The organism is Modestobacter caceresii (genome assembly GCF_000761485.1).
GTDB lineage: Bacteria > Actinomycetota > Actinomycetes > Mycobacteriales > Geodermatophilaceae > Modestobacter > Modestobacter caceresii.
Genome location: NZ_JPMX01000049.1, coordinates 1 through 19,486, shown reverse-complemented (window position 1 = coordinate 19,486; position 19,486 = coordinate 1). Strand labels below are relative to the sequence as shown.

Genomic DNA, 19,486 nt, shown 5'->3' with positions numbered 1-19,486 from the left:
TGATGTCTACCCGCCCGGCGTATCTGGCATTCGCGACCTTCGGGGCGCTGTGGGGGACGTGGGGGGCGGCACTGCCAGCACTGCGTGACGCCACTGGTGTCAGCCAGGGCCAGCTGGGGATCGCGCTGCTGTTCATCGGGGTGGGGGCGCTGCCGGCGATGGCACTGACCGGACGGGCGATCGACCGATTCGGGGGGCGGGTAGTCGCCGTTGCGATGGTGCTGCTCGCCTGCACCGGCGTCGCGGTATCCACGCTGGCCACCGGACCGACGTCCCTGGCAGCCTCGCTGCTGGTGCTTGGGGCCACGTCGGGCGCCGCCGACGTGGGGGCCAACGCAGTGGCCGGTGCGACCGAGCAGAGCACCGGCCGCCCGGTGCTCACCCGCGCGCACGGGGTCTTCTCCGCCGCCGTCGTGGCGTCCAGCTTGATGACCGGCGGCGTGCAGGTCGCCGGGCTGCCGGTGGCGGTGGCCTTCGGGGCGGTCGTTGTGGTCGCCACAGTGGCCGCCGCACCGCTGTGGGCGGTCCCCCCGGCGGCCACCGCCCCTGAGCAGGAGCCGGCCGGGCCGACGGCTGGACGGGCCCGGCCGACCCGGTGGGTGCCGCTGGTCGCTGTCGGAGCAATCGGTGCACTGGCGTTCGCGGTCGAGAATGCCCACCAGTCCTGGGGGGCAGTGTTTCTCGCCGACCAGCTGCAGGTCACCGCAGGCGTGACCTCCGCGGCACCAGCTGTTTTCGCCGGGGTGACGGCCCTCACCCGGTTCACCATGGGAGCCCTGCCATCCCTTCCAGGAGGCCCGATCCTCACCGTCGGGGCGATGACCGCAGCCACCGGCTCGGTGCTGCTGGCCACCTCGAGCAGCACACTCATCGCTCTAGCGGGCCTGGCACTCGCCGCGGCCGGCACTGCGCCGCTTTTCCCAACCCTCTTGCGCGAGGTGCTCCGCGGCGTCCCGGACGGCGTCCGGGGCCGCGCGACATCCACGGTGGCTTCCACCGCCTACATCGGCTTCATCCTCGGACCGGTCCTGGTCGGCAGCGTCGCCGCAGCCGCCGACCTACGAGTAGCCCTCATCGCCGTCGCCAGCCTGGCAGCCCTCGCGGCGCTCGCCGCCTCCCCCACCACACGATGGGCCCGACTCAAGACCACCGAGACCACCGAGACCACCCATAGATAAAGGACGTTATCTAACGGTCAGCCGGTCCAGCGGATCACCCATTTTTCCAGTCGGTAGCCGCCGTTGCTTCGTCCACGAATCCTGTCAGTACACTCTCGACCCTTTTCGAGTCATGCTGCGCTGCAAACAGACGATCGTGGCGCTCTAGCGCCTCCTCATCGGTGAGTGACTCTGCCCAGCCTTCAAGGTTGACGTCTGGGCGCTTCAAGAGCGGGGTCAGGACCTGCACTAAGGCGATCCGAAAGGTACCGGCGAGTATGCGCCTCCATGCCCGCTGGCGCGCTGTTACGGTGCCGGCGGTTATCAGGGCCGCACGCACGTCCTCATATCCCAATGTTGTGTCGAGTTGCGGGGGCAGTGGATCAACGTCGTGTGTCCCAGCCGCCAGCGTAGGAACAGCGATCGTCCGGACCCATGCTTCGAGCTCACCAAGTTCAGTCATGAAGACGTGCCAGGTGCCTGTATGCGGGCGCTGGATGGAAACCTTGGGCCAGATAGTCAATGGAATCTCAACACTCAACGGTCCACTGGCCAGCACATCGCCCGTTTTGACTGGCTTTTCATCCGCGGCCGCACCCACATCAGCAAGCATCAGTTGAGGGTGCTGGACGTCAGCCATCACCGCTCCCAGGAGTGTGGCCGCTACCGCTGGTGTCCGATGCTTGGCGCGGTTTGTATGTTCAGCCAGTACGCGAAGAGGATGGGTTTGAGCGTCATGCTGCTGATAAGGCTGCAGTTCTCGCATCCGCTGCACAAGTGGCGCCCCCTCCTGCAGTGGGGCTAGCTGACCGCGGCGACGGTCTCTGAGCCAGGCCGAGAAGTCGGCTTCTCGCTCTTTCGCCGGCATTTCAATCGACGCAGCCTCTCGGGCATCAAGGGGGCGCCCGAGCTGGTGCTCGACCTCTGCAAACAAGGTGTGCTCAATCGCTGCGCGCAATTGCGTCAAAGCGTCGGCGGCGTACCTCGAGGCTGCAGCTGGCAGCGGCCCAACTTCTGCGACGGTGACGTATGACGTTCGCTCGTCGGATACATTCTTCAATCTGAGCGGCCCAGGCGGCTTGAGATAACCGAAGAGCGCATCCCCGGCGCGATCAATCAGGTCATCGGCGTGAGCCAGTGTGCTGGCTATACCAAGATGACGTTCCGGCAGCCATGAGTAGTCACGTCCGCGCTCAATCACGGCTGCACCGTACCGTGCTCGCGCGCTTCTTGCGCCGCATCTTGCAAGTCCTACATACGGCTCAGCGACTGCAACGCGGGCCATCTAAATTACAGCCAGCTTGCAAGTAGAGCTTGACGCTGCAGTTTCCAAGAGGCGGGTAGCGCCTTCTCCATCGCGTCGATGTCCGAGTTCGAGTCTAGGTATCTGGGCGCAATGGCAATAAGCGACCCCACGAAAACCGAGTAGGTCATACCAGCATCGGCCAGCCTGGGCATGTAGTAGGCCGACGCTCGACGCCCGACTTCCTTATGAGACCAGCCGTTGTACAACTTCTGCACGAGGCGCTCAAGCATTTCTATCTGCTCTGCCGAGCGCTCGTCACTGGTAACCGCATTGGTCGCGAGGTCCACAGCACCGACGGCCATCGCCCAGCCATCGAGCGGGAAAGTTGGATTCTCGGTAGCGGCGAGGCTGAACCCGTTCGCCGTCTTCATGGCTGTCGCCAGCAGCCGAATGTCCGCGTTGTGAACAAACGTAGCACCTGGCCCAGCGGGCGACTTGTACGTGGCGACGTCGCCATACCTTGCAAGAACTGCCAGTGGCTCATCGCCGTGTCGATAGCTCTGGGCGTTAGACGCCCCCTGTACCACCGTTCGACTTCCTTCTAATCCGGATCGCTCCACCAACCACCTGACCGCTTTCGCGTCTCGCTCAACAAGCCACTCCAGCTCTCCGTCGAGAAATGGTGCCCAAGCAGCAGCACGAGGACGCGGAGTCGTTAGCATCATCACCCCTAGTACGAGCTCGGAAGACCGAGGCCGACGGTACGGGCGCCCTCCGACAGGACTCTCACGTCCTGTCGGGCGTCGGCGGTTCTGGATGCTCGCGTGGTTCCGTGCCATCGGTCCGCGTGGTGAGACGCTCCAATGGCCGCCCCGGGTCCCTAGCGGGCCACCTAGTCCTGCCAGAGGTTGCAGGAACGGCGATACAACATAAAGGAGGTTTTGTTGTATTGGGACTACCCCCGACCGCGGACCGACCAGTCACACCGTGACGACCTCGAGGAGCTCGTCCGCGCCGTGCAGGTCGGCCGCGTTGCGGGTGTAGAGCCGCGCGCCGTGGGCGTGTGCGGTCGCTGCGATCAGCAGGTCCATCGCCCGGGCGCGGGGTCGACGGCCTGCAGCGACGACTGCGGCGGCCAGCTGCCCGTAGCTGGCCGCGACGGCTTCGTCGACCGGCAGGGCGTCGAACCGCCCCTGGAGGACGGACAGCCGTCGCAGCCGCTCGGCTCGCACTGCGGAATCGCTGGTGACCAGCACCCCGAAGTGCAGCTCGGCCAGGGTCGCGGCACTGATGGCCAGCTCACCGGGCAGTGGATCGACATCGCGGGCGATCACGACGCTGGTGTCGAGGACGGCCCTCACCGCGTCGTCCACGGGTCGGCGAGTTCGGAGTCGATGAGCTCGCGGTCCCGCTCCCACGTCGGGTCGGCAGGACCGGCGAACAATTCCTCCACGTCGGCCCACGAGCGCCAGGCGCGCGCGTGGGCAGGGACGAGACGGACGCTCGGACGCCCGGCCACCGTGACGGTCACCTCTTCGCCGGCCTCGACACGCCGGATGAGGTCAGAGGCCTGCTGGCGCAACTCGCGAAGCCCGACAATCGTCATGCCAGCAAGGTAGCACTTGTGCTACCACCTCCGTCCTGAGCGGACCACGGGCCACTCAGGCCCACCTCCGGACAGCGCCGTGACCCGCCGGGCCGTCCTCAGGAGAACAGCGCGCTGTACCCGTTGAGCGCCGGCTGGCCGCCGAGGTGGGCGTAGAGCACGGTGGACGACCGATCGATCTCCCCGCGGCCGACGAGGTCGATCGTCGCCGCCATCGACTTCCCCTCGTAGACCGGGTCGGTGACCATGCCCTCGGTGCGGGCGGCCAGCTCCATCGCGGCGATCGTCGTCTCGTCCGGGATGCCGTAGATGCCGGCGTGGAACCGCTCGTCGAGCTCCACGTCGTCCAGGGTGAGCTCGCGCTGCACCCCGATCGCCGTCGCCGTCCGCTGGGCGATCCGCAGCACCTGATCCCGGGTCTCGGCGGGCTTCGCCGAGGCGTCCACCCCGAGCACCCGGCGCGGCCGGCCGCCCTGCTCCTCCAGCTGGGAGAACCCAGCGACCATGCCGGCCTGGGTCGACCCGGTCACCGAGCAGACGACGACGGTGTCGAAGAAGACGCCGAGCTCCGCCTCCTGCTGCGCCACCTCGTGCGCCCAGTTGGCGAACCCCAGCCCACCGAGCGGGTGGTTCGACGCCCCGGCCGGGATCGGGTACGGCTTCCCGCCGGCGTCGATGATCTCCCGGAGCGCGGTCTCCCAGCTCTCCTTGAACCCGATGCCGAACCCGGCCTTGACCAGCCGGACGTCCGCCCCGGCCAGCCGGGAGATGAGGATGTTGCCGACCTTGTCGTAGACGGCGTCGGGCCAGTCGACCCAGCTCTCCTGCACCAGCACGCACTTCAGCCCGAGGTGCGCAGCGACCGCGGCCACCTGCCGGGTGTGGTTGCTCTGCACCCCGCCGATCGAGACCAGCGTGTCGCAGCCCTGCGCCAGCGCGTCGGCGACCAGGTACTCCAGCTTGCGGGTCTTGTTGCCGCCGTACGCGATGCCGGAGTTCACGTCTTCCCGCTTGGCCCACACCGCCGCGCCGCCCAGGTGGGCGGTCAGCCGGTCCAGCCGGTGCACCGGCGAGGGCCCGAACAGCAGGGAGTGGCGGGGGAAGTCAGCAAGACCCGTCATCGGTCGTCTCCTCCAGTTGGGACAGCAGCGCCGTCCAGATCTCGGTGGTGGTCGCGACGGCGGTGTCGGCGTCGGCTGCCGCGCAGGCGGCGATCAGTCGGTCGTGAAGGGCGACCGAGCCCTCGCCGTGGGCGGCGAAGCGCTGCCGCTCCAGCCGGCGGATCGCCGGGGTGAAACGGTCGACGGTGGCGACCAGCGCTGCGTTCCCACAGCGGGCCAGCAGGACGTCGTGCAACTCGTCGTCGGCGTCCATCGCCGCGTCGACGTCCGCGGCCCGCAGCGCGGCGGCGAACCGCTCGTTGGCCGCCCGCATGGCGGCGACGTCCTCAGCAGTGACCCGGCCGGCGGCCTCGCGCACCGCCAGCTCGTGCATCGCCCGGACGACGACCGCGGCGTCCCGCACCTGCTCGAGCACCAGCGGCGTGACCCGGGTGTGGCTCTGCGGCTTGGCCTCGACCAGCCCCTCGTCGGCCAGCCGGGCCAGCGCCGCGCGCACCGGGGCCACGGACAGGCCGAGCCGGGTGGCGAGGGCGGCGTCCTTGACCACCGCGCCGGGCGGGAGGTCGCCGGCCACGATCGCACCGCGGATCCGGATCAGCGCCTGGTCGCGCAGCAGCACCCGCGGGACAGGGTCGAGGACGACAACTGACATCTGACATGTCAGTGCACCGATCTGTCAAGCGCCGGATCGCTGCGCTCGTCGGCAGTGCGGGCACTGTCCGGCCCGGCGCGCTGCCCCGAGCATTCGACGACATGGACTGGACCACCGCCCCGACCGAGGCCGCCGACCACTTCGCCCGGCGGCTGGCCGTGGAGACCGACGTCTCCGACGTCCACGCCGCCCTGGAGTCCGGCCGGCCGGGCTTCGTGCTGCTGGACAGCCGCAGCGCCGAGTCCTGGGCGCAGAGCCGCGTGCCGGGCGCCATCCACCTGCCCGGCCGGCAGATCACCGCTCGCGCCGCCGAGCTCGACCTCGCCGTCCCGGTGGTCACCTACTGCCGGGGCCCGGGCTGCAACGGCGCCACCCGTGCGGCGCTGACGCTGGCCCGGCTCGGCTACCGGGTACGGGAGATGATCGGCGGGTTCGAGTACTGGGCCCGCGAGGGCCTGCCGGTCGAGACGTCGCAGGGCGTCGCCCGCCCGGAGGTCGACCCGCTGACCGCGCCCGCGACGGTCAGCTGCGGCTGCTGACCGGCTCTCAGCCCTGCCCGAGCTCCACGGTCATCGCCACCTCGTACCGGTCGCCGCGGTAGGTGGAGAGCGCGTGCTCGACCGGCCGGCCGGCGCTGTAGGAGACCCGGTCGAACACCAGCACCGGGCGGGACGGCGGCAGCCCCAGCAGGACGGCGCACTCGCGGTCGGCCTCCGCCGCCCGCACCGTCTGCTCGGCCCGCTCGATGGCACAGCCGTACCGCTCGGCGAACAGCGTGTAGAGCGAGCCGGTGAGGTCGGCCTCCTCCAGGTCGGGCGCGACCGCGACCGGGTACCAGCCGTCGTCGACCGACATCGGCTGGTCGTCGGCCAGCCGCAGCCGGCGTACGTGCCAGGCCCGCTCCCCCACGGCCAGCTCCAGCGCGGCCCGGGTCGCCGGCGGCGGCACGGCGCGGGCGACCGCCAGGACGACGGTGCTGGGCCGCAGCCCGAGCCGGCGCATGTCGGAGTGGAAGGAGGCCAGGTGCAGCCTGGACCGGGCGGGCCGCTCCGCCACGAAGGTGCCCTTGCCCCGCACCCGCACCAGCACGCCCTCGCTGACCAGCTGGCCGATCGCCTCCCGCACGGTGATCCGGCTGACCCCGTGCTCGACGCACAGCTGGCGCTCCCCAGGCAACGGGGCGCCCGCCGGGAGCCGGGTGGCCAGCTCGGTCAGCCGGCCGCGCAGCTGCTCGTGCTTGGGCACCACCCCGTCGACGATCAGCGCGGTCACCACCCCTGGTCGGTCAGCTTGTGGCTCAGCACGTAGCGGTAGTAGTCGGCCCGGGCCAGCTGGGCGCCGGCCGCCTCGTCGACGACCAGGGTCACGTGCCGGTGCAGCTGGAGCACCGACGCCGGGCAGGACGCCGTCAGCGGCCCCTCCACGGCGGCGGCGATCGCGGCCGCCTTGGCCTCCCCGGTCGCCACCAGCACCAGGTGCTCGGCCCCCAGGATCGTGCCCAGCCCCTGGGTGATCACGTGCCGGGGCACGGCCGTGACGTCGTCGCCGAAGAACCGGGCGTTGTCGATCCGGGTCTCCTCGGTGAGCGTCTTGACCCGGGTCCGGCTGGCCAGCGACGAGCCAGGCTCGTTGAACCCCAGATGCCCGTTCGCGCCGATGCCCAGCACCTGCACCGCCACCGGCCCCGCGGCCAGCAGCCGGTCCTCGTAGTCGTGGGCGGCCTGGAGGGGGTCGGCCGCTGCGCCGTCCGGGCCGTGCACCACCGCCGGGTCGAGACCGAGCTCGTCGGTCAGCTCCCGGCGGATCACCTCGCGGTAGCTCTCCGGGTGGCCGGCGGGCAGGCCCACGTACTCGTCGAGCAGGAACGCCTGCACCCCGTCGAAGGACAGCCCCTCCTCCCGGTGCCGGCGCAGCAGCTCGCGGTAGGCCAGCAGCGGCGAGGAGCCGGTGGCCAGGCCCAGCACCACCGACCCGCCCCGGCCCAGCGCGGCCAGCACCGACCCGGCGACGGCGTCGGCGACGACCCGCCCGCAGTCCTCGGGGGTGGGCAGCAGGACGACCTCCACGATCAGCTCTCCTCTCGGTGCACCCACGCGCCGGCCCGCAGGACGGCGATGGGGTTCAGGTGTGGGTCGGTGACCAGGACGTCGGCCCGCCGGCCCCGGACCAGCTCGCCGACGTCCTCCCGGCCGAGCAACCGGGCCGGGGTGCCACTCGCGGCCAGGACGGCGTCGGCCAGCGGGACCCCGGCGGCGACGGTCGCCCGGACGACGTCCACCAGCCGCGCGGTGCCGCCGGCGATGGCGGCCGACGCCCCGGTGAGCCGGGCGACGCCGTCGCGCACCTCGACCGGCAGCGATCCGAGGCGGTAGCTGCCGTCGGCCATCCCGGCCGCGGCCATCGCGTCGGTGACCAGCGCGATCGCACCCGGACCGACCAGGTCGAACACGGTCGCCACCGTCTCCGGCGCGAGGTGCACGCCGTCGCCGATCAGCTCGACCACCAGCTCACCGCGCGCCGCGGCGGCCAGGCAGGCGGCGACCGGGCCGGGCGCCCGGGACAGCAGCGGCGGCATGCCGTTGAACAGGTGGGTCGCCGAGAGCGGACCGCCGGGGGCCGCCGACCGGATCGCGGCGGTGACCTCGACGGCGGCGGCGTCGGTGTGCCCGAAGCTGGGCACCGCGCCGTGCGCGCGCAGCAGGTCGACCAGCTCGGCCCGGTGCGCGGTCTCCGGTGCCAGCGTCATCGACACGACCGTCCCCCGCCCTGCGGCCAGCAGCTCGGCCAGCAGCGCCGGGTCGCCGGGGACCAGCGCGGCCGGGTCCTGGGCGCCGCACCGGGCGGCGGAGAGGAACGGCCCCTCCAGGTGGACCCCGGCCAGCTCGCCGGCCGCGACCAGCGGGGCCAGCACGGCCAGCCGCTCGCGCAGCACCGCCGCCGGCGCGGAGACCAGGCTGGCCACCAGGGTCGTCGTCCCGTGCGCCCGGTGGTGGGCGGCGGCGGCGCGCACCCCGGCGGCGTCCGCGTCGGGGAAGCCGTGGCCGGCGGCGCCGTGGCAGTGCAGGTCGACCAGCCCGGGCAGCAGCAGCTTGTCCGGCGCGGGGGCCGGCAGCGCACCGGTCCAGTCCCGCGCCAGGCCGGCGAACGCGACCCGGTCGCCGGCGACGGCGAGCACACCGTCGTCGACGACCGAGCCGCCGGTGACCAGCCGGCCCCGCAGCACGGGGCCGGCCGTCCTCGGATCCGGGGTCAAGACCGCGGGTCCTCCTCGACCGTGCTGGTGGCCGCCCCGGTCCCCGGCGTCGCAGCCGGTGCCGCACCCTCGTCGGTGCTGGCCACGACGGCCTCGGTGTCCTCCTCGCGACCGGGGGTGCGCAGGTTCCACTTGCGGATCACGAAGCGGAAGAGCACGTAGTAGATGACCGCGTAGACCAGCCCGATGGGGATCAGCCACAGCGGCCTGGTCGCGATGCCGAAGTTGAGCAGATAGTCGATCGCCCCGGCGGAGAACGTGAAGCCGTCGTGGATGCCCAGCGCGTTGGTCAGCGCCAGGGAGCTGCCGGTCAGCAACGCATGCACCAGGTACAGCGGCCAGGCCACGAAGAGGAAGGAGAACTCCAGCGGCTCGGTGATGCCGGTCAGGAACGCGGTGAGCCCGGTGGACAGCATGACGCCGCCGACGATCTTCTTCTGGTCCGGGCGGGCCTCGTGCCAGATGGCGATCGCCGCCGCGGGGAGCGCGAACATCATGATCGGGAAGAAGCCGGTCATGAAGGTGCCGGCCTCGGGGTCGCCGGCGAAGAACCGGTAGATGTCGCCCTGGGCGCCGTCGTACTCGCCCAGGGTGAACCAGACCACCGTGTTCAGGATGTGGTGCAGGCCGAGCGGGATGAGCAGCCGGTTGACCGTGCCGAAGATGCCGCCGCCGACCACCGAGTTCTCCTCGACCGCCTCGCCCAGGTTGGTCAGCGCCGAGTCGAAGAGCGGGTAGACCAGCGACATGAGCACCGCCACGAAGATCATCGTGAACGAGGTGATGATCGGGACGAATCGCCGGCCACCGAAGAAGGCCAGGTAGGTGGGCAGTTTGACGCGGTAGAACCGCTGCCACAGCATCGCCGTGAGGATGCCGACGACGATGCCGCCGAGCACCCCGAAGTCGATCAGCTCCTGGGTCTCCCCCTCGGCCGCCTCCCCCAGCACGACCGGGCTGAGCGCCTCGAACACGTTGGACAGCACCAGGTACCCGACGACTGCGGCGAGCGCCGTGGAGCCATCGGCCTTCTTGGCCCAGCCGATCGCGATGCCGACGGCGAAGATCAGCGGCAGGTTGGCGAACAGGGCGTCCCCGGCCGCGGCCAGCACGGCGGCGACGGTCTCCAGCGGCTCGAAGCGGCCGAGCAGGTCGGGCTGCCCCAGGCGCAGCAGGAGGCCCGCTGCGGGCAGTGCGGCGATCGGCAGCATGAGGCTGCGGCCCAGGCGCTGCAGGCCGGCGAGGCCTCGGCGTTCCTTCGGCGGCGCTGCGGTGGGAGCGGACATGTGCGGTCTCCTCGGGGGCGCGAGCTCTGCGTTGACCGGCCATGCCCGTGGGCGACGTCGAACCGGTACGGTCCGGTCATGACCAGTTGACCGGGGAGGATGACGGGCACGACCGGCGCCTGTCAACACCCTGGACGCCAGCCGGTCGAGCCGCTTTCCTGGGCGCTTCGACAGCCAGTGCCGCGACCTCCCGGTCGCCGAGAGGAGATCCACATGGGCAAGGCCGAGCAGATCGTCGCCGGACTGGGCGGGGCAGCCAACATCGAGGACGTCGAGGGCTGCATCACCCGGCTGCGCACCGAGGTGAAGGACCCCTCGCTCGTCGACCAGGCGGCGCTGAAGCAGGCCGGGGCACACGGCGTCATGGTCGCCGGGTCGATCGTCCAGGTCGTCGTCGGCCCGGAGGCCGACTCGCTGGCCGACGACGTCAACGACCTGCTGTGACCGCCGCGGCCCTCGTCGTCGCGGCACCGCTGGCCGGCACCGTCGTCCCGATGGCCGAGGTGCCCGACCCGGTCTTCGCCGCCTCGCTGGTCGGGGCGGGCGTGGCGGTCGAGCCAGGGGCGGACGCCGGGTCCGTCGAGGTGGTCGCACCGGTGTCCGGGCGGCTGCTCAAGGTGCACCCGCACGCCTTCATCGTGCTGACCCCGGAGGGCCAGGGCGTGCTGGTGCACGTCGGGCTGGACACGGTGAAGCTGAACGGGGAGCCGTTCACCCTGCACGTCACCGAGGGCGACGAGGTCACCGTCGGGGACCGCGTGGTGACCGTGGACCTGGCGGCGGTGCGGGCAGCCGGCCTCTCGCCGGTCAGCCCGGTCGTGGTGATGGACGCGGCCGCGGAGACGGTGCCACCGGTCGCCGCGGGCCGGGCCGTGGTCGCCGGTGAACCCCTGTTCCGCTGGCCCGCGGAGGGCTGAGCGCTACCGTCCGGCCGTGACCGAACGGGAACGGACCTTCGCCTGGGGCGATCCGATGCAGACCGCGACGGCCGCCCGCACCGCCGCCGGGTTGGACGTGCTCCGGGCGGTGGTGGCCGGGGAGCTCCCTGGGCCGCCGATCGCCGACACCCTCGGCTTCGACCTGGTCGAGGTGGAGTCGGGCCGCGTCGTCTTCGCGTTCGACCCGGCCGAGTACCACTACAACCCGATCGGCTCGGTGCACGGCGGCGTCTACGCGACGCTGCTGGACTCGGCCACCGGTTGCGCCGTCCACTCGATGCTGCCCGCCGGCGTCGGTTACACCAGCCTGGACCTGACGGTGAAGTTCCTCCGCCCGATCACCCTGGACACCGGCCGGGTGACCTGCGTCGGCACGGTGACCCACCTGGGCGGCCGGACGGCGCTGGCCGAGGCCCGCCTGCTCGACGCGGCCGACCGACTGCTCGGCACGGCGAGCAGCAGCATCCTGGTCATCCGCCCCCAGCCCGACTGACGCCCGCCTCTCCCGCTGTTGATCATCGGCATGTGGCTGTTCGACACGCCGACACGGGCAGCCACATGCCGATGATCGACACGGGAGGGGAGAGGTCAGGCCGGGACGCTGACGCCGATGCCGCCCTTGGTCTGCGCGCCGTAGCGGGCGATCTGGGCGTCCAGGTCCAGCGGCCGGGTGGTCGCGCCCTGCGCCTCGACGTCCGGGGTGATCAGGTCGGCCGGCAGCAGCCAGGAGACCTCGAACTCGATGCCGTCGGGGTCCTTGGCGTACAGCGCCATCGTGGTGGCGTGGTCGGAGGCCCCGGCCAGCGCACCGGCGTCGGCCAGCGCGCCGCGGATCCGGGCCAGCTCGGCGAGCGTGTCGACCTCCCAGGCCAGGTGGTACAGCCCGACGGTGCTGCGCCCGGCGCCGGAGGGGCCGGCCTGCGCGCCGACCGCGAACAGGCCCAGGTCGTGGTCGTTGGTCGACCCCTCGGCCTGCAGGAACACCGCCCGGCCGGGCATCTCCGTCTTCACCCGGAAGCCGAGGACGTCGCGGTAGAAGGCGGTACTGCGGTCGACGTCCCGGACGAAGAGGACGGCGTGGTTGAGGCGCTGGACGGGCACGGTGCACTCCTGCTGGTCGGCGAGGTCGCCAGTCTGCACCCGTTTGTTTGAGGATTCAAGTAAACTCGTCGGTATGACCTGCCGGATCACTCGGGTAGCGCGGGGCCATGGACCACTCACGCGTACCCGTGATCGAAGCCCTGCAGGCGTTCCGCGACCGGGGCGACCTCGTCTACGGCCCACCGGGGCACAAGCAGGGCCGCGGCGCCGACCCTCGGGTGACCGCGGTGATCGGCGAGGGCGTCTACGCCTCCGACGTCCTGTCGCTCAACGGCCTGGACGACCGCCGAGAGTCCCAGGGCGTCACCAGCCAGGCCGAGGAGCTGATGGCCGACGCGGTCGGGGCCGAGCACGCGTTCTTCTCCACCTGCGGCAGCTCGCTGTCGGTGCGCAGCGCGATGATCTCCGTCGCGGGCCCGGGCGAGAAGCTGCTGGTCAGCCGGAACGCGCACAAGTCGGTCATCTCCGCGCTCATCGTCAGCGGCGTCCAGCCGATCTGGGTGCACCCGCACTTCGACACCGAGCGACACCTGGCCCACCCGCCGGAGCCGGACGACGTCCGCCGCGCCCTGGCCGAGAACCCCGACGCCAAGGGGATGCTGCTGATCAGCCCGACCGACTGGGGGACCTGCGCGGACATCGCCGGGGTGGCCGAGGTCTGCCACGCCGCCGACGTCCCGCTCATCGTCGACGAGGCGTGGGGCGCCCACCTGCCCTTCCACGCCGACCTGCCCGCGTGGGGCATCCAGGCCGGGGCCGACCTGGTCGTCACCAGCGTGCACAAGATGGGCGGCGCGGTCGAGCAGAGCTCGGTGTTCCACCTGCAGGGCGAACGGGTCAGCCCCCAGGTGCTCAAGCAGCGCGAGGACCTGCTCGGCACGACCAGCTCCTCGTCGCTGGTCTACCTGACCCTCGACGGCTGGCGGCGGCAGATGGTCGAGCAGGGCGAGGAGCTGCTGAGCGCCGCGATCGCCCGCGCCGACCGGATCCGCCGCGCGGTCGATGAGCTCGACGGGCTGGACCTGATGGGCCGTGAGGTGGTCGGCACCGGCGGTGCCTTCGACCTCGACCCGCTGGTGCTCACCATCGACGTCCGGGGGCTCGGGATCACCGGCTACCAGGCCGGCGACCGGCTGCGGGCGGAGTGCCACGTGGACGTCGCCTCCGCCGACGCCTGCCGGATCAGCGCCCGGATCACCCACGCCGACGACGACCACACCGAGCGGGTGCTGGTCGACGCGCTGCGCCACCTGGTCAGCGGCGCCGGGTCGGTGGAGCGCCCGCCGCGCGTCGACCTGCCCGCGCCCCGCGCCCTGGAGCTGGAGACGGTGATGACCCCGCGGGACGCCTTCTTCGCCCGGGTGGAGCAGGTGCCGGTCGCCGAGGCGGCCGGCCGGGTCGCCGCGGAGATCGTCAGCCCCTACCCGCCCGGCGTCCCGGTGCTGGCCCCGGGTGAGCGGATCAGCCAGGAGGCACTGGACTACCTGACCAGCGGGGTGCAGGCCGGGATGCTGGTCCCCGACGCGGCCGACCCGTCGATGGAGACCGTGCGGGTGGTCGTGGAGTGACCGTCCGGCCGCCGGGACCGGGTCCGGCCCGGCGGCCGGCCACGCTCAACCCGGGAGCGCCGAAGCGTCGCGGAGCAGGTGGTCGATGAGGCCGTACTCGCGGGCCTCGGTCGCGGTGAACCAGCGGTCGCGGTCGGAGTCGCGCTCGACCTGCTCGACGGTCTGCCCGGAGTGGTGCGCCTGCAGCTCGTTGAGCTGACGCTTGAGCCGCCCGAGCATCTCCGCCTGGATGCCGATGTCGGCCGCGGTGCCGCCCAGGCCGGCCGAGGGCTGGTGCATCATCACCCGCGCGTGCGGCAAGGCGTACCGCTTGCCCGCAGTTCCCGCGGTGAGCAGGAACTGCCCCATCGACGCCACCATGCCCATGCCGTAGGTGGCGACGTCGCAGTCGACGAACTGCATGGTGTCGTAGACGGCCATTCCGCCGGACACGGAGCCACCCGGTGAGTTGATGTGGAGGTGGATGTCCCGTGTCGGGTCCTCGGCGGACAACAACAACATCTGCGCGGCGAGCTGATTGGCGATCACGTCGTCGACCTCCTGACCGAGGAAGACGATCCGCTCCCTCAGCAGCCGGTCGTAGACGGCGTCTCCCAAGGTCGACGCGGTGCTGGTCTCTGCTGCGCGGAGCTGTTCGCTGGTCATCGCTGACTCTCCTGCTCGACGTCGGAATGGACAGGACCACTCAAGTGCGCGGCGGCCGCGGAAGTCGAGGGAGAATGGCGGATTGCGCAGTCGGCGCAATTCTTGCGCTGTCGGTGAATGGCGGTTGACAGCTCGCCCGGCGGCGGCGCGCCCGCCCGTGGTCTGATCGACCGGTGAGCGAACCCCCCGTCGTGCGCAAGGCCACCCGCGCCGACGTCCCCCGGCTGGCCGCCACCCTGGCCGCGGCCTACCCCGACTACCGCTGGACCTCCTGGGCGCTGCCCGAGGACGGCCGTACCCAGCGGCTGTCCCGCTGGGCGGAGCTGTGGGGCGCGCTGGTGCCGGTGCTGGCCGGGACGGCGTGGGTCACCGACGACGTCGACGCGGCCGCCGCCTGGGTGGCCCCCGCCGCACCGCCGCACGCAGCGGACGTCCAGGCGGTCGTCGACCGGGACCTGCCCCGGGTGTTCGGTGCCCGCCAGCCGGTCGTGCTGGCCAGCGAGCGACTCGGGGCGCTGGGCCGCCCGGACGAGCCGCACTGGTGGCTGCACGCCGTCGGCACCCGGCCCGCCGCCCGGCACCAGGGGCTGGGTGCGGCGGTGCTGCAGCCGGTGCTCGAGCAGTGCGACGCCGACGGGGTGCCGGCCGCGGCGACGGTCTACACCTCGACCGTCGTCCGCTGGCTGCAGCGGTCCGGCTTCGCCATCACCCACTCGACCCGCACGGCGGTCGACCACGAGCTGCCGATCTGGACCCTGGTCCGCCAGCCCAAGCGGCGCTGACATCGAGGGGACACCGAGGTGAGCCTGACCTGACCCCCGGGGGCCACAGGTCGGCCCGGTCGGCCCCTGCGGGTCGGGCAGGACAGGAGCGACCACCCAGGCTCCAGCCCCCCGCGAGGTCCCCGTGTACCTGTCGAAGACCGAGGCCGCCGTCCTCACCAGCACGCTGCCGCGCACCCTTCCGCGGCCCACCCCACCGGCGCCGAAGGCGAAGCGGCGGCTGTGGCCGATGCTCGGGCCGGCGTTCGTCGCGGCCGTCGCCTACGTCGACCCGGGGAACTTCGCGACCAACTTCTCCGGCGGCGCCTCGTTCGGCTACACCCTGCTGTGGGTGATCGTCGCGGCCAACCTGATGGCGATGCTCATCCAGACGCTCACCGCCAAGCTGGGGCTGGCGACCGGGCGGGACCTGGCCACCTGCTGCCGCGAGCGGTTCCCCCGGCCGGTCACATGGGGACTGTGGGCACAGGCCGAGGCGGTCGCGATCGCCACCGACCTGGCCGAGATCGTCGGCGGGGCGGTCGCCCTGAACCTGCTGTTCGGGGTGCCGCTGTGGATGGGCGGGATCATCACCGCGATCGTCGCGTTCATCCTGCTGGCCGCCCAATCGCGGGGGTTCCGGCCGTTCGAGCGGGTGATCACCGGGCTGCTGCTGGTGATCGGTGGGGGCTTCGTCTACACGCTGATCGGCGCCGGGGTCGACCCGGGCGGCGTCGCCTCCGGCATGGTGCCCAGCTTCGCCGGCACCGACAGCCTGCTGCTGGCCACCGGCATCCTGGGCGCCACGGTCATGCCGCACGTCATCTACGTGCACTCCGCGCTGACGCCGGGCCGGTACGGCGACACCGTCACCGCGGGGAGGTCGCACTCCGGACGGCGCGGGCTGCTGCGCGCCCAGCGGATCGACGTCTTCATCGCGATGGGGCTGGCCGGGCTGGTCAACGCCGCGATGCTGGTGATCGCCGCCCAGCTGTTCACCTCCGGTGACGGCATCGAGTCGCTGGAGAGCGTGCACGCCGGCCTGGGCGACCAGCTCGGCAGCGGCGCTGCCCTGGCCTTCGCGATCGCCCTGCTCGCCGCCGGGTTCGCCAGCTCCTCGGTCGGCACGCACGCCGGCCAGGTGGTGATGGCCGGGTTCCTGCGCAAGCACATCCCGGTGCTGGTCCGCCGGCTGATCACCCTCGCCCCGGCGCTGCTGGTGCTGGGCCTGGGCGGCGACCCGACGACGGCGCTGGTCTGGTCGCAGGTCGTGCTCTGCTTCGGCATCCCGTTCGCGCTGGTGCCGCTGCTGTGGCTGACCTCCCGCAAGGACCTGATGGGCGGCTGGGTCAACCGGCGGGTCACCACGCTCACCGGCTCGGTCGTCGCCGCGCTGATCATCGCGCTGAACGGCTACCTGCTGGTGAGCACCTTCCTGGGTTGACGGTCAGTCCACGTCGACGACGAGGCAGAAGGGGTGACCGGCTGGGTCGAGCAGCACCCGGCCGTGGTCCCGGGGCTGGGACTCCGCCCCGGTCGCCCCCAGCGCTACTGCGTCGGCGACGGCGGCGTCGAGGTCGCCCACCCGGAAGTCCAGGTGCACCATCGGCCGCTGCTGCCCCTCGACCGGCGGCCAGACCGGTGGCCGGTAGACCGTCGCCAGCCGGAACACCAGGAAGGTGGGGCCGGGCAGCGCGGCGAGGACCGTCGTGCCCGGCTCCTGGTGGACGACGGGCCAGCCCAGCAGCGACGAGCAGGACCGTGCCAGCGCGCCCGGATCGGGGCCTCGACGGCCGGTCCCCACCACATCCCCTGCGTCCGCGACCTCACCGCCGCAGCGTGGTCGCCGGCCGTTGACCGTCAACCGCCGGCGGGAACCCCGCGCCCGCCCGCCGCGTTGACGCCGGACCGCCCGCTGCCCGCCATGGAGGTCCGACGTGCTGCCGCTCCCCTCGCTCACCGCCCAGGCCGGACGCCTCGTCGAGCTGGGGGTGCACACGATCGCCGGCCTCACCGCCGCCGAGCTCTGCGCCGCTGCGGCCGCGGCGGGGCCCCGGGACGGCGCGCTGCTGGTCGTCCACCCGGAGCGGGCGCCGGCGTCCCGGCTGGCCGAGCTGGTCGAGCGGGAGGGCAAGCGGGGCTTCGTCGTCCTGGACATGACCGACGTCGACGCGTTCACCCCCACCGAGCAGGCCCCGCTCCCGGACGCGCCGGTCTACGCGGTCGACGGCGTGGAGCGTGGCGACGAGCTGCTGAACTGGAGCCCGGACGAGGCGCTGCCGGCGATCACCGCGCGAGGGCGCACCCCGCTCGCCCTCGGCGAGGGCGTGCACTGGCTGCTGCAGCAGCCGGAGGCCCTGGAGCGGAACCGCTGCTTCATGACCATCGGTTCCCGGTTGCGCCGGCCCGACGGCCGGCTGGACGCCCGGACACCCGCGCTCTGGCTGAGCAACGGCACCGGCCGGGACGGGCGCGGACGACGCGGAGCCCCCAAGATCGGCTGGTGTTGGGCCGGCAACCGGCACACCTGGCTCGGCTTCGCCTCTGCCGCTGGACGTGCAGCTGTTCCGGTGCCCACCGATGAGAACCGGCGCAGTCAGGCGTCTGTCGGGTGACACCACCACCCCCGCACCAGCCGGGCGAACACCGAGGAGCACCGCCATGGGCGCCATCAAGGTCCACGAGTTCACCACCGTCGACGGGGTGGTCGACGCCCCGATGTGGACGATGGACTACGGCTTCCCCGACGACCTGGCCGCGTCCATCGGCACGCTGACCGGCTCGTCGACCGGCATCCTGCTCGGCCGGAACACCTTCGAGATGTTCGCGCCGGCCTGGTCGACCCGCACCGTGGAGGACGACGAGGGCGCCCCGTTCTTCAACGACACCCGCAAGCACGTGGTCAGCTCCACGATGACGGACGCCGAGTCGGTCTGGCGGAACTCGACCGTGCTCGGCGGCTACTCCGCCGACCGCATACGCGCGCTGAAGAGCGAGACGGACGGCGACCTCTACGTCAGCGGCAGCGCCACGCTGGTGCGCGCGATGCTCGCCGACGGGCTGGTCGACGAGCTGCACCTCTACGTCTACCCGCTCGCCGTGGGCACGGGGATCCGACTGTTCCCGGAGGGCACGTCCCAGCCGCTCACCCTGGTCGGCGTCGAGGGCCTGTCCAACAGAGTCGCCCACCTCACCTACGGCCCGGCCGCCGACTGACACGCGGCTCTCGCGCCGTTCCCCGCGCTGCTGCGCCCGTGCAACGGCGCGGGGGCAGACACAGCGGCGCTAGAGCCGCCCGGCTGGCCCGTCAGGCCGGCGGGGCCTCGCCGACCTCGGCGAACAGCGGGACCTCGCTGTTGATCCCGGCCACCGCCTGGTCCGCGCCACCAGCGGACTCGGCGACGGGCGGAGGGACGAGCACCTCGACGCCGTCGCCCTCCGGGCGGGCGGTGGCGGCGGCGAGGACGCCCGGGTGCTCCCGGAGCAGCCGAGCCGCCTCGGCCCGCAGGTCACCCGGGCGGTAGGACGTCTGCTGGACGGTCACCTCGAACCCCGGGTCGGCCAGCAGGGCCAGCACCCGCTCGGGCGGCTCGCCGTGCCAGCGCACGGTCAGCCGCTTCCGGTCCAGGCTGATCCCCGGGGTGCCGAAGTCCGGCGAGTCCCCGGCCACCTCGCTCAGCCGCTCGAGCAGGTCGTAGATCGCCGTCGGACCGCCCGGGTAGGCCACGAAGTCACCGTGCCCCAGTCGCGGCGCCGGCCCGGCGGACGACTTCTTGCGTGCTGCCATGCCCGCCATCATCCAGCTCGGCTCTCCGCAGACACCCACCGCCGCTCCCGGCGGACGCGGTCACCAGGTGAACCGGCCGACGCTGCCCCGCAGGTCGCTGGCCATCCGGGACAGCTCGTCGACCGCCACCCGGGTCTGGCCCAGCGCCTGGGTGGTGGACGACGCCGCCGAGGAGACGCCGGTGATGTTCGTGGCGATCTCCGTTGACCCGCCGGCGGCCTCCTGCACCGACCGGGACATCTCGTTGGTGGTCGCGGTCTGCTCCTCCACCGCAGAGGCGATGGTCAGCTGGAAGTCGTTGATCGAGCCGATGATCTCGCTGATCCGGCCGATCGCCGACACCGCACCGGAGGTGTCGCCCTGGA

General features: G+C 72.1%; 24 protein-coding genes and 1 pseudogene. 10 read left to right on the top strand and 15 right to left on the bottom strand.

The window, feature by feature from the left end; genetic code table 11:
* The first annotated feature begins 2 nt into the window (after positions 1-2).
* Positions 3-1,178 carry an MFS transporter gene (locus IN07_RS11705; RefSeq protein ID WP_156119151.1) on the top strand — a complete coding sequence of 392 codons (1,176 nt, stop codon included), beginning with the start codon at positions 3-5 and terminating at the stop codon, positions 1,176-1,178.
* Between the two features lie 34 nt (positions 1,179-1,212).
* On the opposite strand, the gene IN07_RS25235 is transcribed toward IN07_RS11705, so the two are convergent.
* The 6 genes from IN07_RS25235 to IN07_RS11675 form a co-directional block, all read right to left on the bottom strand.
* Entirely contained in the window at positions 1,213-2,358 is a 1,146-nt protein-coding gene (locus IN07_RS25235) for a hypothetical protein (protein WP_156119150.1), read from the bottom strand.
* A gap of 89 nt (positions 2,359-2,447) precedes the next feature.
* Positions 2,448-2,834, bottom strand: a complete 387-nt coding sequence (locus IN07_RS11695; protein ID WP_036336009.1) for a hypothetical protein — start codon at positions 2,832-2,834, stop codon at positions 2,448-2,450.
* A 549-nt stretch (positions 2,835-3,383) separates the two neighbouring features.
* Positions 3,384-3,764, bottom strand: a complete 381-nt coding sequence (locus tag IN07_RS11690) for a PIN domain-containing protein (RefSeq protein ID WP_036336022.1) — start codon at positions 3,762-3,764, stop codon at positions 3,384-3,386.
* Positions 3,761-4,009, bottom strand: a complete 249-nt coding sequence (locus tag IN07_RS11685) for a type II toxin-antitoxin system Phd/YefM family antitoxin (RefSeq protein WP_036336008.1) — start codon at positions 4,007-4,009, stop codon at positions 3,761-3,763. The genes IN07_RS11690 and IN07_RS11685 overlap by 4 nt, the downstream gene beginning before the upstream one ends.
* 98 nt (positions 4,010-4,107) lie before the next feature.
* Positions 4,108-5,130, bottom strand: a complete 1,023-nt coding sequence (locus IN07_RS11680) for a 1-aminocyclopropane-1-carboxylate deaminase (RefSeq protein ID WP_036336007.1) — start codon at positions 5,128-5,130, stop codon at positions 4,108-4,110.
* Entirely contained in the window at positions 5,114-5,782 is a 669-nt protein-coding gene (locus tag IN07_RS11675; RefSeq protein ID WP_036336006.1) for a GntR family transcriptional regulator, read from the bottom strand. The genes IN07_RS11680 and IN07_RS11675 overlap by 17 nt, the downstream gene beginning before the upstream one ends.
* A gap of 101 nt (positions 5,783-5,883) precedes the next feature.
* Here IN07_RS11675 and IN07_RS11670 point away from each other — a divergent pair, with 101 nt between their 5' ends.
* Positions 5,884-6,321: a rhodanese-like domain-containing protein gene (locus IN07_RS11670; protein WP_036336003.1), complete on the top strand. Its 438-nt coding sequence runs from the start codon at positions 5,884-5,886 to the stop codon at positions 6,319-6,321.
* Positions 6,322-6,328: 7 nt separating this feature from the next.
* Here IN07_RS11670 and IN07_RS11665 read toward each other — a convergent pair whose 3' ends face one another.
* The 4 genes from IN07_RS11665 to IN07_RS11650 are packed head-to-tail and all read right to left on the bottom strand — an operon-like array spanning position 6,329 to position 10,321.
* Positions 6,329-7,054, bottom strand: coding sequence for a GntR family transcriptional regulator (locus IN07_RS11665; RefSeq protein WP_197058443.1), 726 nt, complete (start codon positions 7,052-7,054; stop codon positions 6,329-6,331).
* Positions 7,051-7,848, bottom strand: coding sequence for a glucosamine-6-phosphate deaminase (gene nagB, locus IN07_RS11660; RefSeq protein ID WP_036336001.1), 798 nt, complete (start codon positions 7,846-7,848; stop codon positions 7,051-7,053). The genes IN07_RS11665 and nagB overlap by 4 nt, the downstream gene beginning before the upstream one ends.
* Before the next feature lie 2 nt (positions 7,849-7,850).
* Positions 7,851-9,035, bottom strand: a complete 1,185-nt coding sequence (locus IN07_RS11655; protein ID WP_036336000.1) for an N-acetylglucosamine-6-phosphate deacetylase — start codon at positions 9,033-9,035, stop codon at positions 7,851-7,853.
* The gene (locus IN07_RS11650; RefSeq protein ID WP_052091164.1) at positions 9,032-10,321 is read right to left on the bottom strand and encodes a PTS transporter subunit EIIC; all 1,290 of its coding nucleotides are present in this window, start codon (positions 10,319-10,321) and stop codon (positions 9,032-9,034) included. The genes IN07_RS11655 and IN07_RS11650 overlap by 4 nt, the downstream gene beginning before the upstream one ends.
* Positions 10,322-10,534: 213 nt before the next feature.
* Here IN07_RS11650 and IN07_RS25230 point away from each other — a divergent pair, with 213 nt between their 5' ends.
* The 3 genes from IN07_RS25230 to IN07_RS11635 are packed head-to-tail and all read left to right on the top strand — an operon-like array spanning position 10,535 to position 11,752.
* Positions 10,535-10,765 carry a glucose PTS transporter subunit EIIB gene (locus IN07_RS25230; protein WP_036335999.1) on the top strand — a complete coding sequence of 77 codons (231 nt, stop codon included), beginning with the start codon at positions 10,535-10,537 and terminating at the stop codon, positions 10,763-10,765.
* Positions 10,762-11,238, top strand: coding sequence for a PTS sugar transporter subunit IIA (locus IN07_RS25225; protein WP_036335997.1), 477 nt, complete (start codon positions 10,762-10,764; stop codon positions 11,236-11,238). The genes IN07_RS25230 and IN07_RS25225 overlap by 4 nt, the downstream gene beginning before the upstream one ends.
* Positions 11,239-11,254: 16 nt before the next feature.
* On the top strand, positions 11,255-11,752 hold the full coding sequence (locus tag IN07_RS11635) for a PaaI family thioesterase (RefSeq protein ID WP_036335996.1): 498 nt from the start codon (positions 11,255-11,257) through the stop codon (positions 11,750-11,752).
* Between the two features lie 95 nt (positions 11,753-11,847).
* On the opposite strand, the gene IN07_RS11630 is transcribed toward IN07_RS11635, so the two are convergent.
* Complete coding sequence (locus IN07_RS11630) at positions 11,848-12,360, bottom strand: VOC family protein (protein ID WP_036336019.1); 513 nt, start codon at positions 12,358-12,360, stop codon at positions 11,848-11,850.
* 107 nt (positions 12,361-12,467) lie between these two features.
* Here IN07_RS11630 and IN07_RS11625 point away from each other — a divergent pair, with 107 nt between their 5' ends.
* Positions 12,468-13,928, top strand: a complete 1,461-nt coding sequence (locus tag IN07_RS11625) for an aminotransferase class I/II-fold pyridoxal phosphate-dependent enzyme (protein ID WP_036335994.1) — start codon at positions 12,468-12,470, stop codon at positions 13,926-13,928.
* A gap of 45 nt (positions 13,929-13,973) precedes the next feature.
* On the opposite strand, the gene IN07_RS11620 is transcribed toward IN07_RS11625, so the two are convergent.
* A complete protein-coding gene (locus IN07_RS11620; RefSeq protein ID WP_036335993.1) occupies positions 13,974-14,573 on the bottom strand; it encodes an ATP-dependent Clp protease proteolytic subunit in 600 nt (199 codons plus the stop codon).
* 173 nt (positions 14,574-14,746) lie between these two features.
* On the opposite strand from IN07_RS11620, the gene IN07_RS11615 reads away from it, so the two are divergent.
* Both IN07_RS11615 and IN07_RS11610 read left to right on the top strand, forming a co-directional pair.
* Positions 14,747-15,355, top strand: a complete 609-nt coding sequence (locus IN07_RS11615) for a GNAT family N-acetyltransferase (RefSeq protein WP_036335992.1) — start codon at positions 14,747-14,749, stop codon at positions 15,353-15,355.
* 124 nt (positions 15,356-15,479) lie between these two features.
* The gene (locus tag IN07_RS11610) at positions 15,480-16,778 is read left to right on the top strand and encodes an Nramp family divalent metal transporter (RefSeq protein ID WP_036335991.1); all 1,299 of its coding nucleotides are present in this window, start codon (positions 15,480-15,482) and stop codon (positions 16,776-16,778) included.
* Between the two features lie 3 nt (positions 16,779-16,781).
* Here the strand turns inward: IN07_RS11610 and IN07_RS11605 are convergent, their stop codons facing one another.
* A complete protein-coding gene (locus tag IN07_RS11605) occupies positions 16,782-17,138 on the bottom strand; it encodes a VOC family protein (RefSeq protein ID WP_231558182.1) in 357 nt (118 codons plus the stop codon).
* 133 nt (positions 17,139-17,271) lie between these two features.
* Here IN07_RS11605 and IN07_RS11600 point away from each other — a divergent pair, with 133 nt between their 5' ends.
* Positions 17,272-17,949 (top strand): DUF5701 family protein, encoded by a 678-nt coding sequence (locus IN07_RS11600; protein WP_036335990.1) that lies wholly within the window; start codon positions 17,272-17,274, stop codon positions 17,947-17,949.
* A 46-nt stretch (positions 17,950-17,995) separates the two neighbouring features.
* Positions 17,996-18,550, top strand: a complete 555-nt coding sequence (locus tag IN07_RS11595) for a dihydrofolate reductase family protein (protein ID WP_036335988.1) — start codon at positions 17,996-17,998, stop codon at positions 18,548-18,550.
* A gap of 91 nt (positions 18,551-18,641) precedes the next feature.
* Here the strand turns inward: IN07_RS11595 and IN07_RS11590 are convergent, their stop codons facing one another.
* Positions 18,642-19,121 carry a hypothetical protein gene (locus IN07_RS11590; RefSeq protein ID WP_036335987.1) on the bottom strand — a complete coding sequence of 160 codons (480 nt, stop codon included), beginning with the start codon at positions 19,119-19,121 and terminating at the stop codon, positions 18,642-18,644.
* Between the two features lie 60 nt (positions 19,122-19,181).
* Positions 19,182-19,486 (bottom strand): annotated as a pseudogene (locus IN07_RS25745) (methyl-accepting chemotaxis protein); the annotation flags it as partial.